Raw genomic sequence first — 16,344 nt, forward strand, 5'->3', positions numbered from 1 at the left:
ATGTTGGAATTTAATAATCAAACAATAGACACTGATAAACAAGGTTATTTGCTAGATCATACTGTTTGGTCAAAAGAGTTAGCCAATGTTATTGCAGAGCAAGAAAACATCACATTAACTGAGCAGCATTGGGAAGTTGTTAACTTTGTGCGAGAGTTTTATCTTGAATATAACACTAGTCCAGCCATTAGAATGTTAGTCAAAGCCATGGCTAAAGCACTCGGTGAGGATAAAGGGAACAGCATGTACTTATACAAACTTTTTCCTAAAGGGCCAGCCAAACAAGCAACTAAAATTGCGGGTTTACCTAAACCTGCACGGTGTATTTAATGAAGCATAAAACTGAACATTCGCCCTCCTCAAAGGGTAAGCGCAATACAGGCCGTACTTACTCTCGAAGTGGTATCAATAAAAGGACAGTAAAAAGACCAATAAAGCCGGCAATAGCGCAGAGCGATAAAAAAGTCATTTTATTTAATAAACCTTATGATGTTCTTTGCCAGTTCACTGACGATCAAAATAGGCAAACATTGGCTGATTTTATTCCTATAAAAGATGTTTACGCAGCAGGTCGTTTAGACAGGGACAGCGAAGGGTTGTTGTTATTAACAAACTGCGGCAAGTTACAAAATACGCTCACAGCGCCTGGTAAAAAAACCAACAAAACCTATTGGGTTCAGGTTGAAGGGACCCCAACACAAGCATCTATCGATGCTTTAAATAAAGGTGTCGAACTAAAAGATGGCATCACCTTACCCGCTGAAGTATCTTTAATGGATGAACCAGCGCTTTGGCCAAGGACTCCTCCAGTGCGAGAGCGTAAATCAATACCTACATCATGGCTAAGTATTACAATTAACGAAGGCAGAAACCGTCAAGTTAGACGTATGACAGCTCATGTTGGCCATCCTACTTTGCGTTTAATTCGCTACAGTATCGGTAAATACACGCTAGAGGGAATAAATAGCGGAGAATTCAAAGATATTGATAATTAACCATCAAGTTGCGTTAATTATCTGTAGCTAACGCAATACAATTTCTTCCTTGTTTTTTCGCGTAATAAAGTGCGTTATCTGCTTGTTTAAAAAATTGTGCATGATCGCTATCGTGTTCATGCTCTATGGTGTTTATTCCCATACTGACAGACAATAGTCCTGTAAAGCTGTCTTTGTGGGGAATGGCCATTTTTTCAATCGATTTTTGTATTTGTTCGGCAATAAATAATGCCCCTTGCTTACCTGTTTGAGGTAACAGCACGACAAACTCTTCTCCTCCGAATCGCGCTACAAAATCTTCTGGCCTGCAGACGGTTTCAGCTAATTTTTGCGCAACTTGAAATAAACATTTATCTCCTTCGAGATGACCATATCGGTCGTTATACTTTTTAAAATTATCGATATCAATAATGATCATCGAAAGCTCACGATGCTCGTTCGATAACTTGTTAAATTCAGACGTTAGTTTTTCATCAAAGCGCCGCCTGTTGGCTATTTTAGTGAGTGAGTCTAAAAACGCCATATCACTGAGTATTTCTTGAGTTTTTAAACGCTCAGTAGCATCGTTGAATATAGCAATAAATTCTCCTTCAACACTGATACCAGAAACTTGCATCACAATCTCACTGCCATCTTTACAAGAAATCCTGTAATCATTAGCTGGAATATCATCATTATTTTGATTGGCTTGCTCAAGTGACTCCTGCCATAACGTTTGTGCAAATGTTCTGTAATCTTTTTCAGGGTAGGCTAATTTCCACCAAACATTAAGATTAGGTACGTCTTGTAACGTGTAACCAAATACATCAATAAAACGTTGGTTCACTTTTAAAATATCACCAGTTACCATACAAACATCACATACCGGTAAGGGTAGAATCGTGAATAACCGCGCATAATGACTCAGCTCATGCTTGCGCATAGGGTGTTGGGTAGTGCTTATAACATTATAGTCTTGTTCTTTGTTTTCACGTTCAAGCGATACATTCATTGAAGCGACAAAATGCCACTCTACCCACCATTTCTCTAACTGGCTTAAAATTGCCTTTTGTTATGATTTTAAAGAGCCTAAAGAGGATTCTATAAGCCTAAACAGCTCAACAATCGGATTAGGCTCTTGATAAAGATAGGGAGCTGGCACAGTTATAATGTCATAAAATAACTTATAAGCTGATTCTTTGAATTGCTGTAGTGAATAATCGTCTTCAAAAGTAAGATTTGACACCGTTTTTTCGGACGCATCCAGCACAAACGACTTAACCAAATGTGATTGCGAGGCGTAATTCATATATTCATTCCATTGATTATATTTTAGGTTATTTAAGTATTTACGTGTTTAGATACTAATTAAGATATGGTAGGTAATCTCAAATGTAAAGTTTTGTTAATGAAGAATAGCGCTACGTAATTAAATACGACAAAAGCAACTTACAAAGTATGAAGCCATCAATATAATCCATCCCTTTTCATTAGCCTAAAAATGAGTAAATTACACACCAAACTACGCCTTACTAACCATTGGATGGAAAAAGTTACAACAAAATCTATTCAATCCCCCATCCTCTCTTTAAGCACCAACAAAATACATGCTATAATCGCGGCCTTTCCAAGTTAACAGTAATCTGTATAAGCGAAATTATTCATGAGCGAAAATAGTCACATTAAAGTCATCGTTGGTATGTCCGGCGGGGTTGATTCTTCTGTATCTGCATATTTACTAAAACAGCAAGGCTACCAAGTAGAAGGCTTGTTTATGAAGAACTGGGAAGAAGATGACAATGATGAATATTGCGCTGCTGCTGAAGATTTAAAAGATGCACAAGCTGTATGTGACAAGTTAGGCATTGAACTTCATACCGTTAATTTTGCTGCTGAATACTGGGATAATGTATTTGAATACTTTTTAGCAGAATACAAAGCGGGTCGTACACCCAACCCAGATATAATGTGTAATAAAGAAATAAAATTTAAAGCGTTTTTAGAGTTTGCTGCGCAAGCACTTGGTGCTGATTTTATTGCAACTGGTCATTATGTGCGCCGGGAGCTTCGCGATGACAAATATGTAATGTGCCGAGGCCTAGACGATAACAAAGATCAAAGCTACTTTTTGTATACACTAAGCCATGAGCATATTGCGCAAACACTATTTCCTGTCGGAGATATTGCCAAACCAGAAGTACGCCGCATTGCTGAAGAACAGGATTTAATTACTCATGATAAAAAAGACAGCACCGGCATTTGTTTCATTGGCGAGCGTAAATTCAAAGATTTTCTGCAAAAGTTTTTGCCTGCACAACCTGGAGTAATTGAAGACACCGATGGTAACAATGTAGGTGAGCATGAAGGCTTGATGTATCACACCCTTGGCCAGCGTAAAGGTTTATTAATTGGTGGCATGAAAGAAGGCTCGGGCGAACCATGGTACGTGGTAGATAAAGATATAGAACGAAATGTTCTTGTTGTTGGTCAAGGTAAAGATCACCCTCGCTTGTACAGTAACGGCCTTAATGCAAACCAATTACACTGGGTAGATCGTGTTGGCCCGCAAGGTACAACTCGCTGCACCGTTAAAACTCGCTACCGTCAAGAAGACTTAAGCTGTACATTACTCGTTGGAGAAGATGGTATGGCACGCGTATTGTTTGATGAGCCGCAAAAAGCCGTTACCCCAGGACAATCCGCCGTATTTTACGCTGATGAAGTCTGTTTAGGCGGTGGTATTATTGATTCGGTGATTAAGTAATGAATCAACATCAAGTCATGGCACTTGCTGCCATGTGCCAAGTAGCAAAACAAGTACAAAAGGTTGCTCAATACGGTCGTTGTGATGAACATGACTTATCAACGTTGTTATCAAGTATTGTGCAAACCTCACCCGCCTCTCCTGAGGATGTATACCAAGGCACACAAAATTTGCGTGATGGCTATAAAACATTAATGGCACAACTGAGTGCCGGTGCTCAAAAAGATGTTGAAATAGTTAAATACGTGGGTGGCTTAATGCAGTTAGAGCGAGCCCTTAGTGCCAATAGTAAGAGCCTCAATGAATTAGGTAAACGTATTGATGATATTCATCGTCGTTTAGATCATTTTGCTATTACCGATGACAGTGTTGTTGCCGGTTTAGCAGATATATACTCGTCGGTGCTAAGCCCCCTTGGGCACCGAATCCAGGTTTATGGTAAACCCGAGTTATTAAAACAGCAGCTCACTCAAAACAAAATCCGTGCGTTACTTTTAGCCGGCATTCGTAGTGCAGTATTATGGCGTCAAATGGGCGGCAAACGTCGTCATTTCTTTTTTGCAAAAAGAAAAATTCTCGCCATTGCTAAAACAAAAATTTAATTATCGTTCAAACTAAAATTTAGGAGTTATTATGGAGCTTTCAGCGTTAACGGCTATCTCTCCGGTTGATGGTCGCTACGGCAGCAAAACCACTGAACTACGCAGTATTTTTAGCGAATTTGGATTAATCAAATACCGCGTAACCGTTGAAGTGCGTTGGTTGCAAGCGTTAGCTGCAGCAAGCGATATAAAAGAAGTCCCAGCTTTAAGCGAGCAAGCAAACGGACTATTAAATGCTATCGTCGATAACTTCTGTGAAGCCGATGCGCAGCGTGTTAAAGACATTGAACGCACCACTAACCATGATGTAAAAGCCGTAGAGTACCTACTAAAAGAAAAAGTAGCTGATAACGCTGAATTACATGCCATTAATGAATTTATTCACTTTGCATGTACATCTGAAGATATTAATAATCTATCTCACGGTTTAATGTTAAGTGAAGCACGTAACAATGTTATTTTACCTTATTGCGATGAGCTATTAAGCGCAATTAAAGAAAAAGCTGTTGAATACAAAGCCATTCCAATGATGACTCGTACGCATGGGCAACCTGCAACCCCATCAACTATGGGTAAAGAGTTTGCAAACGTATACATGCGTTTAAAGCGTCAACGTGATCAAATTGCCCAAGTAGAAATGCTAGGCAAAGTAAATGGTGCTGTAGGTAACTACAATGCTCACCTAAGTGCTTACCCTGATTACGACTGGCATACTCACGCAGATAAATTTGTAGCTAGCCTAGGTTTAACACTTAACCCGTTTACCACACAAATTGAACCGCATGACTACATTGCAGAACTATTTGATGCTATTGCGCGTTTTAATACTATATTGCTCGATTTTGACCGCGATATGTGGGGATACATTGCGCTTAATCACTTCAAGCAAAAAACCATTGCTGGTGAAATTGGCTCATCAACTATGCCACACAAAGTAAACCCTATTGATTTTGAAAACTCAGAAGGTAACTTAGGTTTAGCTAATGCCATATTAGGTCACTTAGCGCAAAAGCTGCCTGTTTCTCGTTGGCAACGTGATTTAACTGATTCAACCGTATTACGTAATTTAGGTGTAGGTATGGGTTATGCTGTTATTGCATACCAATCTACACTTAAAGGTGTAAGCAAGCTAGAAGTTAACGAACAACGTTTAGCCGATGAGCTTGACCAAAACTGGGAGCTACTAGCAGAGCCAATCCAAACAGTAATGCGTAAATACGGCATCGAAAAGCCATATGAAAAGCTAAAAGATTTAACGCGTGGTAAACGTGTAAATCAAGAAATTATGGCTGATTTCATTGATGGTTTAGATTTACCAGACGCTGCAAAAGCAGAAATGAAAAAGCTAACCCCAGCCAACTACATTGGTCGCGCTGTTGAGTTTATTGATGATTTAGTTTAATTACTCAAATCTACTAATAAAAAGCGAAAGGTACCTGCCTTTCGCTTTTTTCATTTAGGTCTTAACGTTATAGGCATTCTATGTATCAATTAAAAATAAATGAATTATCTGAGCAAGCGTTTTTAAATCAATATTGGCAAAAAAAGCCACTGTTAATCAAAAGAGGTTTTAGTGACTTTAAAGACCCTCTTGATGCCAATGAACTGGCAGGCCTTGCCATGGAAGACAGCATAGAGTCGCGTATTATAACCAACCATAACCAGCAATGGCAGTCCCATCAAGGGCCGTTTGAAGATTTTGAAATACTCACCGATGAGCACGCTACTTTATTAGTGCAAGCAGTCGATCATTGGCACCCAGAAGCCGCACAATTGCTTGAACCATTTCGTTTTATTCCTAACTGGCGTATAGATGATTTAATGATCAGCTACTCAACTCCTGGCGGTGGTGTTGGACCACACTTGGATCAATATGATGTATTTATTATTCAAGGAGAAGGCAAACGCCATTGGCGAGTAGGCTTACCTGACGCCTCATTAAAACAATTTGCTCAAAATAAAAGCTTGTTACAAGTTGAAGCCTTCACCGCAGTAATTGATTGTGTTTTAGAGCCTGGTGATATCTTGTACATACCACCAGGTTGTCCACATGAAGGCTATGCCATTGAAAATGCTTTAAACTACTCGGTCGGATTTAGAGCGCCTAATCAACAAGATTTACTGTCTAGTTTTGCAGATCATATTATTGACACAGAAAGCGGCCAAAAGCGTTACACGGATCATACCCTCGCGCTACGTGATTCAAAAGGTGAGCTTACGCAAAGCGAAGTTGATAAAGTAAAAACGTTAATGCAGGCTTTAATAGAAAACGACAGCTTATTTAAAAATTGGTTGGGAAACACATTAAGTCAACCTAAGCATGATATGGATTTAGCGCCTGAAGAAAACCCGTTTAGTACAGCTGAAATTATGCAACAACTTGACAGTGATATGACATTTGAGCGTCTTGGTGGCACGCGTGCAATTTACCAATGCATAGGTGATGAGCTGCTTTTAAGTGTTAATGGCGAAAACTACTCTTTACCGCTATCTGATTTAGAGGCTGTAAAACAGCTAACTGATTTTATTGAATTTGATAGCAGCTTGCTGAATTCAACCACACCTAGCCTAGATTTTATCGAAACCTTTACTACACTGGTTAATGAGGGTATTTGGTTTAGCTAGGAGGAGGCTATGGTTTATACTGTTGACAAAGTTGATTGGCAAAGTGAAAAAGATCAACTTCAACAAATAAGAGAGCGTGTTTTTGTTTACGAATTACATATTCCAAAGAATATTGAATTTGATAGCTTAGATGCGCTCGCTCAACATATTCTGGTTACCGATAATATGCACTCACCTGTTGCCACAGGTCGATTATGTAATGATGGTTTAATAGGAAGAATTGCCGTACTACCCCAGCACCGCAATCGCAACGTTTATAAATCTCTACTTAATTTCATTGTAAAGCTTGCCGCAGAGCAAGGTATTGAGGCTGTCAGTATTAACTGTATTTTAAATGAAGTAGAACGATTCAAAAATAACGGCTTTACTGTGCAAGGGCACGTTTTTATGGAAGCTGGCATTCCAAGACAGAGAATGGAATGCCCCATCACATGCTTTGAAACACGGCCATTTACTTTAGTGCATTAACCAAAAAACGAGCCATTTGGCTCGTTTTTTACTTTATTCTTGTCGGTAATCTTTGAAGAACCGCTGCATTTTCATCATCGCACTGCTTAAATCATCTTTATTAGGTAAAAACACCAATCTAAAATGATCGGGATCTGGCCAGTTAAAAGCGCGCCCATGTACTAATAATATTTTTTCTGCCTTTAACAAGTCAAACATCATTTGTTCATCATTTTTAATATTAAACAATTTTGTATCAACTTTGGGAAATGCATACAGCGCCCCTTTTGGCTTTTTACAGCTTATCCCCTCAATTGTATTTAATCCACGCCAAGCAATATCTCGTTGCTCGTATAAGCGGCCTCCGGGGTCAATTAAGCTATCAATGGATTGTACCCCACCCAATGCTTGCTGAATGGCATATTGAGCAGGGACGTTTGCGCATAAACGCATTGAGGCAAGAATATCGAGGCCTTTAATTAAATCTGTCATTAAGGCAGTGCGCCCGCTTAGCACCATCCAACCCATTCTAAGACCAGCGGCGCGATATGTCTTAGCTAAACCGTTAAACGTAATAATGGGAATATCGTCGCACAATGCACCAATAGAAGTATGGGTAACGCCGTCGTACAGAATTTTCTCGTATATTTCGTCACTTAACAGTAAAAGCTTGTGCTCTCGGGCAATGTTGATCAATTCTTCAAGCAAGGCATCACTGTACACTGCCCCTGTTGGATTATTAGGGTTTATTAACACCAATGCTTTAGTTTTCGAGGTGATTTTGCTTTTAATATCATCAATATCAGGAAACCAATCTTGCTCTTCATCACATAAATAGTGAACAGGGTTACCGCCTGCTAACTTTACCGACGCAGTCCAAAGCGGATAATCGGGTGCAGGAATTAATACTTCATCGTCATTATTTAACAACGCTTGAGTGACCATTTGAATCAGTTCACTCACACCGTTACCAATGTAAATATTATCAACGTCTAAGTTGTGTAAACCACGCTGTTGGTAATGTTGATAAATAGCAACACGCGCAGAGTAAAGCCCTTTAGAATCACAATAGCCTTGAGCAGAATATAAATTACGAATAATGTCGCGGTGCATATCTTCTGGCATATCAAAACCAAACGCCGCGGGGTTACCAATATTAAGCTTAAGTACTTTTTGGCCCTCATCTTCCATTTTTTTAGCTTGCACTAAAACGGGGCCACGGATGTCATAACAGACGCCGTCTAATTTATGACTCTTTTTTATTTCTGACATTGTTACCTCTAAAGAGCAAGTTAGCCTTAAGACTAACTCAGTAAAGCCGTGAATTACTAGGGGAAATTAAGCGCTTAAAACTGAAAAAAATTCACGTTAACACTTTATTCTGTTCTTCATTAAACGGGTTTATCGCTGAGCGTGCCACTCATTTAATTTTGCTTGCGAGCCAGTAACTTGCGCCATTAAATTATTTGCTGCATCAACAGCCTGCTCGTCATTCCCATTATTTAAATTATATTCAATTAAACGTGCTACCTCGGCTAAACTTGCCGCTCCAAATTGAGCCGCATTTGATTTAAGGCTATGAGAATGGCGAATTGCAGCCTCTTTATCTTGGCCAAGCGCTGCAATAGTTTCGTTCCCTAAGCGCTCAAATTCCGCACAACAAAATTCCAGCGTATCTGGAAATTGTTCACCTAATAGCGATTCCATACTTTCTAAAGCGGATTCGTCGATACTGATTTCTGTCATATTGATGCCCTATAATGCGTTCCTGCAATTTATACTTCATCTCTTACTCTATATCTAAGCACAAAAAAAACCAACTTTATTAATGCAAAAATGTATAATTAAGTTAAATGTATTAATCGAATGGTTAGCTTATGGCACGTGCCCTTTGTGAACGCTGTAATTTTTCGCTAAGCACCTGTATTTGCAATGCAATCACCTGTGTTGATAATCAAACTGAGGTTGTTGTGTTACAGCACCCCAGTGAAGCAAAAATTAGTAAAAATACGGCACAGTTATTGGCATTAAGTTTAACGCGATGCAAAATAATTATAGGCGAAAATAATCAAGATTTTGCTTGCTTGCAAAAGCTGCCACTCAGCTCGACCGTGTTACTCTATCCAAACGAGGACGCAATTGAGTTAGATGTAGCCAATAACAGTGAAAACGTGCGACCCATTACACATTTAATAGTGCTCGATGGTACATGGAATAAAGCCTTTAAAATTTTGCAATTAACCCCACTATTACAACAGTTTAAAACAGTAAGCTTTCGCCAAATTCCCACTAACCGTTATACTATTCGTAAAGCCCCAAGAGCAGATAGCTTGTCAACGCTAGAGGCCGTAGCGCATAGTTTATCGCTTATTGAAGCACTCAATCCGGCGCCGTTGTATGATTTATTAGATGAATTAATTACCAAACAAACCCAACATATGCCCGCTCACGTAAAAGCACGTTACCTGTAATTAAAAATGAAATAACCAATGCGTAATACCCCTTCTCGATTAAAGCGTGGATTTTCACGCCAAGGCCCTGACTATCGTTTTGACGACCAAGTTGATTTTAGCGATATTAGAACGACTTTTGGTTTTCGTTCGATGGTAGTTGGTAAATGGGTGACTAAAGAAGAGCGATTTATTAGTGCCAATCTAATTTATGATGCGCTAGCTGATTTAGCGCAAATTTTACATTTACCGCCAACAGCAATTGGCCTTCGCGGTAAGCTTAACTTTGCCTTTGGTCACGGTGGGCAAAAAGGCGTGCAAGCACACTATAATGCTTACGATCAAACTCTCGCACTGGCAAAAAACGCAGGCGGCGGTGCTTTAGCCCATGAGTGGTTTCATGCATTTGATCATCATATTAGTGAGCATTTATTTAAATCAAAAACCCGCTTTGGTTTCGCCTCTAAGTTATGGTTATCAAACTCTCCCGATTTGAGCCATCCACTTAATGATGCACTTAATCAATTTTATAAGCAGGTATTTTTAGAACAAAACGGTGAAGATGCGAATGAATTTGTACAACGCTGTATCGCGTTTGATAAGAAGCACAAGCAACAATACATGAGTATGCCAGAGGAGCTTGCAGCTCGTTGTTTTGAAGCATGTATAAACCAGCATCAAACAATCAAAAACAGTTTCTTAGTCAGCGGGTTAAGTAATAATAGTTTAATTTATCCTGAGTTAAAGCACACATTACACGCCAATGAAGCACTTAACCATTATTTTCAACTATTAGGTTATGTGCTTCATCAACAAACATAGTAATCGTTTCTAAAAATCAGAATTACTATTTATCATCACTGATACGACTTGCCACCGCGCTATTCTGATCTTTATATTTGGCATCAACACGGGTGTTATACGGGTTTTCACATGGACCGGTGAGCGTTTCAAAGCTCATTGCACCAATCTTCATCATGGGTCTAAGTGCAAGTGGCAGTTTACCCGAGTTATAAAACTCTAAAACAATATTACCACTCCAACCAGGGTCAATTCTGTGTGCGGTTACATGCACCATTAAACCTAAACGTGCCAGCGACGAACGCCCATCTAACCAGCCAACGATGTCTGCAGGCAGGGTTACTTTTTCATAGGTTATTGCTAATGCAAGCTCGCCGGGGTGTAAAAAGAATGCTTCGCCTTCATCTAGTACAATTTCGTCGCTCATAATTGATTCTAAGGCTTTATTAAGCTGATCTTTTGGACCACTTAAGTCAACAAAAGCGGCATTATGGGCATGAAAAGTTCTAAACTTATTACCTAAGCGAAGATCAGCGGTAACCCCTGAAATCATTTCACTGGTCGGGGCGGGCTCAATAACAATGCGCCCGTCGTTTAAATATTCTTTTATATGTGTATCTGAAAGTCTCATTTTTAATCTTCCGTAATCACAACTTCAATCGCGTTGTGATGTTGTTGATAATAAAGCGTACTGGCGATGAGCCGTGCGGCTGCACTGTAAGTTTCACTTATAGCTGCATTTGCATCATTGGCAATCAATTTACCTTGTTCAGAGGATTCTCTGATATTAATCGCAAGCGGAATATGTGAAAGCACAGGAACACCATGCTTCAAGGCTAATTTTTGTGCGCCATCTTTACCGAATACATGATTAGCTTCACCGCAATGCCCGCAAATGTAATGGCTCATATTTTCAATTAAACCAAGCACTGGCACGTTTACTTTATTAAACATAGCAATGCCTTTTTGCGCATCTGCCAACGCTAAGTCTTGTGGCGTTGTAACAATTACAGTGCCACTGGCAGGTACTTTTTGGCTCATGGTTAATTGAATATCGCCAGTGCCTGGGGGCATATCGACGATTAAGTAATCAAGCTCACCCCAATCGGTTTCATTTAATAGCTGACTAAGCGCGCCTGAGGCCATAGGGCCGCGCCATACAGTTGCATCGTCGCTAGGCACTAAAAAGCCTATAGATTGCGCTTTAATACCGCTGGCATCAAATGGTTGTAATTGTTTGTTGTCTTTAGTGACAGGCTCACTGCCTACCAAACCTAACAACATAGGAATAGACGGACCATAAATGTCGGCATCTAAAATGCCTACTTTAGCGCCCTCGTTTTTAAGCGAACCGGCAAGATTTACAGCCGTAGTAGATTTGCCTACCCCGCCTTTGCCTGAGGCAACTAAAATAATGTGCTTTATGGCTTTAAATTTCGCAGGCTCTTTAAGTGCCACAACCGCACTTACATTTACCTCGATTTTAAGTCGCTCAGCTAAAAAATTAGCAACATGCGGCATTTCAGATTGCGCGGCAAAAGGAAGAGTGAGTTTAACAATAATTGATTTATCGGTGTTTTGAGTAATATCAGCAATAAAATCTTGCTCAATACCCACAGCAAAAGCGGCACTGCGATAGGCCGCTAAAGCAGAAATAATCGGTTGTTTTTGCACCGATTTAGCAGAGAATAGTTTCGACAGTCCAAACATAGCAATAAAATAGCGTTTCTTTGATGAAAAGTGCCACGGAATTATGTAACATTCAGGGCATTAACACCAGTCAATTAGTAAATATCAATAAGCAGTGTACTCTGTTACTACCGCGCTTATCGATAATGTAATAATTTTCATCTGTTCCTAGCTAGGAACGCTTAATTTGGAATGATTATGGCACAGCGAAAGATCCTGATTACTAGCGCATTACCTTATGCCAATGGCCCTACCCATTTGGGGCATTTATTAGAGTATATTCAAACTGATATTTGGTCGCGTTTTCAAAAACTACAAGGCCACGAAGCATACTACGTGTGCGCCGATGATGCTCATGGCACACCTATTATGCTTAATGCGCAAAAGCAAGGGATCACGCCAGAGGAAATGGTTAAAAACGTTAGCATAGAACGCCAACGAGATTTTGCTGATTTTAATATCAAATTTGATAATTACCACAGCACTCACAGCCAAGAAAATAAAGAATTTAGTGAGCTTATTTATAACCGCCTTAACGATGCCGGTCATATTAAAAAGCACACTATTTCTCAGTTATTCGATCCAGAAAAAGGTATTTTTCTGCCAGACCGCTTTGTTACTGGCACCTGCCCTACCTGTAAATCAGAAGATCAAAATGGTGATAGCTGTGATGCCTGTGGCGCAACTTATAGCCCAACAGAGCTAATCAACCCACGCTCTGTCATGTCGGGTGCTGAGCCTATTTTAAAAGATTCTGAGCATTACTTTTTTGACTTACCAGCCTTTGAAGGCATGCTTAAAGAATGGCTACACTCAGGCACAATCCAGCAAGAAATGGCGAACAAGCTAGATGAGTGGTTTGCCGATGGTTTGCAGCAGTGGGACATAAGCCGTGATGCACCTTATTTTGGTTTTGAAATTCCAAACGCACCAGGTAAATATTTTTACGTATGGCTAGATGCGCCTATTGGTTATATGGCGAGCTTTAAGAACTTATGTGACAAACAAGGCATCGACTTTGATGCGTTTTGGCAAGAAGGGTCTGACGCTGAGCTTTATCATTTTATTGGTAAAGACATTATCTATTTCCACAGCCTGTTTTGGCCTGCGATGTTAGAAGGCGCTCAATTTAGAAAGCCTACTAACGTATTTGCTCATGGATTTGTTACGGTTAATGGCGCGAAAATGTCTAAATCAAAAGGCACGTTTATTAAAGCGCGTACTTATTTAGATAACCTAGATCCTGAATTTTTACGTTATTACTACGCAGCTAAACTTAATAGTGGTATTACTGATTTAGACTTAAACCTAGAAGATTTTGCACAGCGTGTAAATTCAGACTTAGTGGGTAAAGTAGTTAATATTGCGAGCCGTTGTGCTGGCTTTATTACTAAAAAGTTTGACGGTAAGTTAAGCGACACAATTATGGAACCACAGCTGCTTGCTGAATTCCAAAACGCCTCAGCCACTATTACTGAACATTACGAAAATCGTGAATACAGCCGCGCAATCCGTGAAATTATGGCGCTTGCTGATAAAGCAAATCAATTTATTGATAATGCTGCGCCTTGGGTGCTTATTAAAGACGAGTCTAAGCAAGAAGAAGCGCATCAGGTATGTTCGTTAGGACTTAACCTATTTCGCGTGCTGATCACTTACTTGAAGCCTGTACTGCCTGGTATGGCGACAAATGTTGAAGCCTTTTTAAATGATGAGCTTACATGGCAAGGTGTGCAAACTGCACTAATAAGCCACCCTATCAATAAATTTAAGCCGTTAATGCAACGTGTTGAAATGGACAAAGTGAATAAAATGGTTGAAGAATCAAAAGAAAGCTTAATCGCTGAAAAAGACAAAATCGATCCTAATAGCCCACTGGCAAAAGAGCCTATCGCAGCTGAGATTGAATTTGATGACTTTGCAAAAGTAGATTTACGCGTTGCTAAAATTGCTAAAGCAGAGCACGTAGAAGGTGCTGACAAACTGCTTAAGTTAACTCTTGATTTAGGCGGCGAAACACGCCAAGTATTTGCAGGCATTAAATCAGCCTACGCACCAGAAGACATCGAAGGAAAGCTAACCGTGATGGTTGCTAACCTTAAACCACGTAAAATGCGCTTTGGAATGTCTGAAGGCATGGTACTTGCCGCAGGCCCGGGCGGTAAAGAAATATACATTCTTAACCCAGACGATGGTTCAGAGCCTGGTATGCGAGTAATGTAAACTCTGCGCTAGTTTAAAAAAGCCGCTAAATATTTAGCGGCTTTTTTATTGTTGACGTTATTTAGCTAAGGCGACTACTTTTGCCAAATGAATCACTAAGCATTGGGAGCTAATATAGATAAACCAATTTATATAGCGCACCTGAGGATAAAAACCTTGCCCTTGGTTACCATAAATCCAAAAAGCACCAATAATGGCATCGGCCAATGCAGCAAGGAAAAGCCCTAAGCTCACCCACATTATTGATTTGGGCGCATGAAACCCACCATAAGCAATAACCAACATAAGGCCCATAAGCGCCACGGCAGTTACCACCACACTATAAACGCCGGTCATAGCTAAAATAGGTATACCAGCCCCATCAAGGTACATAGTAGCGAGCGACGTAGCACTTATCACCAGTACAACAAGCATAAAAAGTATGCTTTTTAATTGCGATATAGCTTGCTGCCTTTTATAGGCCAACACACAGGCTAAAAATAAAAGGCTATAGCCAGGTGCAAAAAATAAAATTGAATCAATTAAGTAGTCATGCTTTATTAACGTTGCATAGCGATGATAGTGCTGGGATAGGTTAAAGTTAATCACATCCCCTACTGTGCACAGCATTAAAGCTGCGCTACATAGAACCGCTATAAAGCGTAACTGCTTATCTTTAAACTGATGAAATACCCAAGCAGAAATTGCCACACTATTAAACATCAGCAAACACAGCGAGCTCACTGTTAAGAACAATAAAATTTCTTTATTGTTAGGTGTAAAAAGTCCTATCAACATCACAACCAAAGCGCATAGCCAAGCAATAAAAGAAATAACTTGATGAGGGTGTTTTATAGTTATGTAATTGATTGCACTATCCAAGTTTGAAATTCATAAATTTAATTTAGCAAATTATTATCGCTTAGGGTTTATTTTTTTATGCCCCGTTTGCATTTCTTTTTGTGTTTTTAGCCGACATTGTGCCAACTGCTCAAGTCGAATAGCTTTAATTGCCGCCAAGGGGTCATCAGCACTAAGTCCACCAGCATCATAGGTGTTTTGTTGATTTATTACTTTATTATCATCTTGTTTAGTATACATATTATTCTCACTTGGGACCGTTTATCGATTTTAGCCACGGTACATCGAATAAAAAAGTGCTGAAACACTGTACGATTTAGTTGAAAAATACCTGACACTCTATATATTAGTAGTTACTAATATTAAGGGGTGTATTATGCGCATTATTTTACTTTTTTCCAGTTTATTTATTTCATCCGCTGCTTTTGCTAACAATGTTGACGATGCGCGCAAAACTATTAAGGCATTTTCAACTGATTTAAAACAGATACTGGTTAGCACCATGCAACAAAATGGACCTATAGCGGCGATTAATGTATGTAATACAGCCGCACCCGCTATCACTTCACAACACAGCAATAGTGCATGGCAAATTAGCCGCAGTGCGTTAAAAACACGTAACCCAGATAATCAACCCGATGAATGGTTAAGAAATGTTTTATTAAACTTTGAACAACGTAAGCTCAATGGCGAGCCTATAGCAAAAATAGAACACCAAACACAAAGGTCAGATGGCTGGTATTTTATAAAAGCGATCCCCACTCAAAAGGCGTGTTTAGCATGTCATGGCAGTGACATTGCCCCCGCAGTTTCTAAAAAAATAGCGACTTTATACCCTAATGATCAGGCAACTGATTTTAAACTGGGTGACATTCGTGGCGCATTTGTAGTTAAAAAAGCCGATTAAAAAGCACCAACAGTAATTACGT

The 16,344-nt window shown here is 39.6% G+C and carries 17 protein-coding genes and 1 pseudogene; 11 read left to right on the top strand and 7 right to left on the bottom strand.

The genetic code is table 11. The features are described 5' to 3' along the window. Together ACNSN2_RS07690 and ACNSN2_RS07695 are read left to right on the top strand one after the other, a co-directional pair. Positions 1-330, top strand: a complete 330-nt coding sequence (locus ACNSN2_RS07690; protein WP_010390172.1) for a TusE/DsrC/DsvC family sulfur relay protein — start codon at positions 1-3, stop codon at positions 328-330. Then, positions 330-995: a pseudouridine synthase gene (locus tag ACNSN2_RS07695; RefSeq protein ID WP_418609015.1), complete on the top strand. Its 666-nt coding sequence runs from the start codon at positions 330-332 to the stop codon at positions 993-995. The genes ACNSN2_RS07690 and ACNSN2_RS07695 overlap by 1 nt, the downstream gene beginning before the upstream one ends. A gap of 13 nt (positions 996-1,008) precedes the next feature. Here ACNSN2_RS07695 and ACNSN2_RS07700 read toward each other — a convergent pair. Further along, positions 1,009-2,283, bottom strand: a pseudogene (locus tag ACNSN2_RS07700) (diguanylate cyclase). Positions 2,284-2,637: 354 nt separating this feature from the next. Between ACNSN2_RS07700 and mnmA the strand changes: the two are divergent. The 5 genes from mnmA to ACNSN2_RS07725 all read left to right on the top strand — a co-directional run bounded on the left by mnmA (position 2,638) and on the right by ACNSN2_RS07725 (position 7,433). Then, positions 2,638-3,738, top strand: coding sequence for a tRNA 2-thiouridine(34) synthase MnmA (gene mnmA / locus ACNSN2_RS07705; protein ID WP_010390175.1), 1,101 nt, complete (start codon positions 2,638-2,640; stop codon positions 3,736-3,738). Next, positions 3,738-4,340, top strand: a complete 603-nt coding sequence (gene hflD, locus ACNSN2_RS07710) for a high frequency lysogenization protein HflD (protein ID WP_055012553.1) — start codon at positions 3,738-3,740, stop codon at positions 4,338-4,340. The genes mnmA and hflD overlap by 1 nt, the downstream gene beginning before the upstream one ends. A gap of 31 nt (positions 4,341-4,371) precedes the next feature. Then, entirely contained in the window at positions 4,372-5,742 is a 1,371-nt protein-coding gene (purB, locus tag ACNSN2_RS07715) for an adenylosuccinate lyase (protein ID WP_055012554.1), read from the top strand. A gap of 80 nt (positions 5,743-5,822) precedes the next feature. Then, entirely contained in the window at positions 5,823-6,965 is a 1,143-nt protein-coding gene (locus ACNSN2_RS07720; RefSeq protein ID WP_418606899.1) for a JmjC domain-containing protein, read from the top strand. A gap of 9 nt (positions 6,966-6,974) precedes the next feature. Then, on the top strand, positions 6,975-7,433 hold the full coding sequence (locus ACNSN2_RS07725) for a GNAT family N-acetyltransferase (protein WP_010390180.1): 459 nt from the start codon (positions 6,975-6,977) through the stop codon (positions 7,431-7,433). Between the two features lie 33 nt (positions 7,434-7,466). Here the strand turns inward: ACNSN2_RS07725 and ACNSN2_RS07730 are convergent, their stop codons facing one another. Beyond that, positions 7,467-8,684, bottom strand: coding sequence for a pyridoxal phosphate-dependent aminotransferase (locus ACNSN2_RS07730; protein ID WP_418606901.1), 1,218 nt, complete (start codon positions 8,682-8,684; stop codon positions 7,467-7,469). 129 nt (positions 8,685-8,813) lie between these two features. After that, positions 8,814-9,158, bottom strand: coding sequence for an Hpt domain-containing protein (locus tag ACNSN2_RS07735; RefSeq protein WP_010390183.1), 345 nt, complete (start codon positions 9,156-9,158; stop codon positions 8,814-8,816). Between the two features lie 131 nt (positions 9,159-9,289). Here ACNSN2_RS07735 and ACNSN2_RS07740 point away from each other — a divergent pair, with 131 nt between their 5' ends. Continuing rightward, positions 9,290-9,883, top strand: coding sequence for a tRNA-uridine aminocarboxypropyltransferase (locus tag ACNSN2_RS07740; RefSeq protein ID WP_418606904.1), 594 nt, complete (start codon positions 9,290-9,292; stop codon positions 9,881-9,883). An 18-nt stretch (positions 9,884-9,901) separates the two neighbouring features. Then, positions 9,902-10,684: a CLCA_X family protein gene (locus tag ACNSN2_RS07745; RefSeq protein ID WP_138687027.1), complete on the top strand. Its 783-nt coding sequence runs from the start codon at positions 9,902-9,904 to the stop codon at positions 10,682-10,684. 25 nt (positions 10,685-10,709) lie between these two features. Here ACNSN2_RS07745 and dcd read toward each other — a convergent pair whose 3' ends face one another. Both dcd and apbC read right to left on the bottom strand, forming a co-directional pair. Continuing rightward, positions 10,710-11,294: a dCTP deaminase gene (gene dcd / locus ACNSN2_RS07750; RefSeq protein WP_010390186.1), complete on the bottom strand. Its 585-nt coding sequence runs from the start codon at positions 11,292-11,294 to the stop codon at positions 10,710-10,712. A 2-nt stretch (positions 11,295-11,296) separates the two neighbouring features. Beyond that, complete coding sequence (apbC, locus tag ACNSN2_RS07755; protein ID WP_075169156.1) at positions 11,297-12,373, bottom strand: iron-sulfur cluster carrier protein ApbC; 1,077 nt, start codon at positions 12,371-12,373, stop codon at positions 11,297-11,299. 177 nt (positions 12,374-12,550) lie between these two features. On the opposite strand from apbC, the gene metG reads away from it, so the two are divergent. Next, positions 12,551-14,575: a methionine--tRNA ligase gene (gene metG / locus ACNSN2_RS07760; RefSeq protein ID WP_041708923.1), complete on the top strand. Its 2,025-nt coding sequence runs from the start codon at positions 12,551-12,553 to the stop codon at positions 14,573-14,575. A gap of 57 nt (positions 14,576-14,632) precedes the next feature. Here metG and ACNSN2_RS07765 read toward each other — a convergent pair whose 3' ends face one another. Together ACNSN2_RS07765 and ACNSN2_RS07770 are read right to left on the bottom strand one after the other, a co-directional pair. Then, complete coding sequence (locus ACNSN2_RS07765; protein WP_418606907.1) at positions 14,633-15,310, bottom strand: hypothetical protein; 678 nt, start codon at positions 15,308-15,310, stop codon at positions 14,633-14,635. 159 nt (positions 15,311-15,469) lie between these two features. Continuing rightward, positions 15,470-15,655, bottom strand: a complete 186-nt coding sequence (locus tag ACNSN2_RS07770) for a hypothetical protein (RefSeq protein WP_055012563.1) — start codon at positions 15,653-15,655, stop codon at positions 15,470-15,472. Positions 15,656-15,791: 136 nt separating this feature from the next. Between ACNSN2_RS07770 and ACNSN2_RS07775 the strand changes: the two genes are divergently transcribed. Beyond that, on the top strand, positions 15,792-16,322 hold the full coding sequence (locus ACNSN2_RS07775) for a Tll0287-like domain-containing protein (protein ID WP_418606909.1): 531 nt from the start codon (positions 15,792-15,794) through the stop codon (positions 16,320-16,322). Positions 16,323-16,344 lie beyond the last annotated feature (22 nt).

Source organism: Pseudoalteromonas sp. US3C1013 (assembly GCF_048401115.1).
GTDB lineage: Bacteria > Pseudomonadota > Gammaproteobacteria > Enterobacterales > Alteromonadaceae > Pseudoalteromonas > Pseudoalteromonas undina.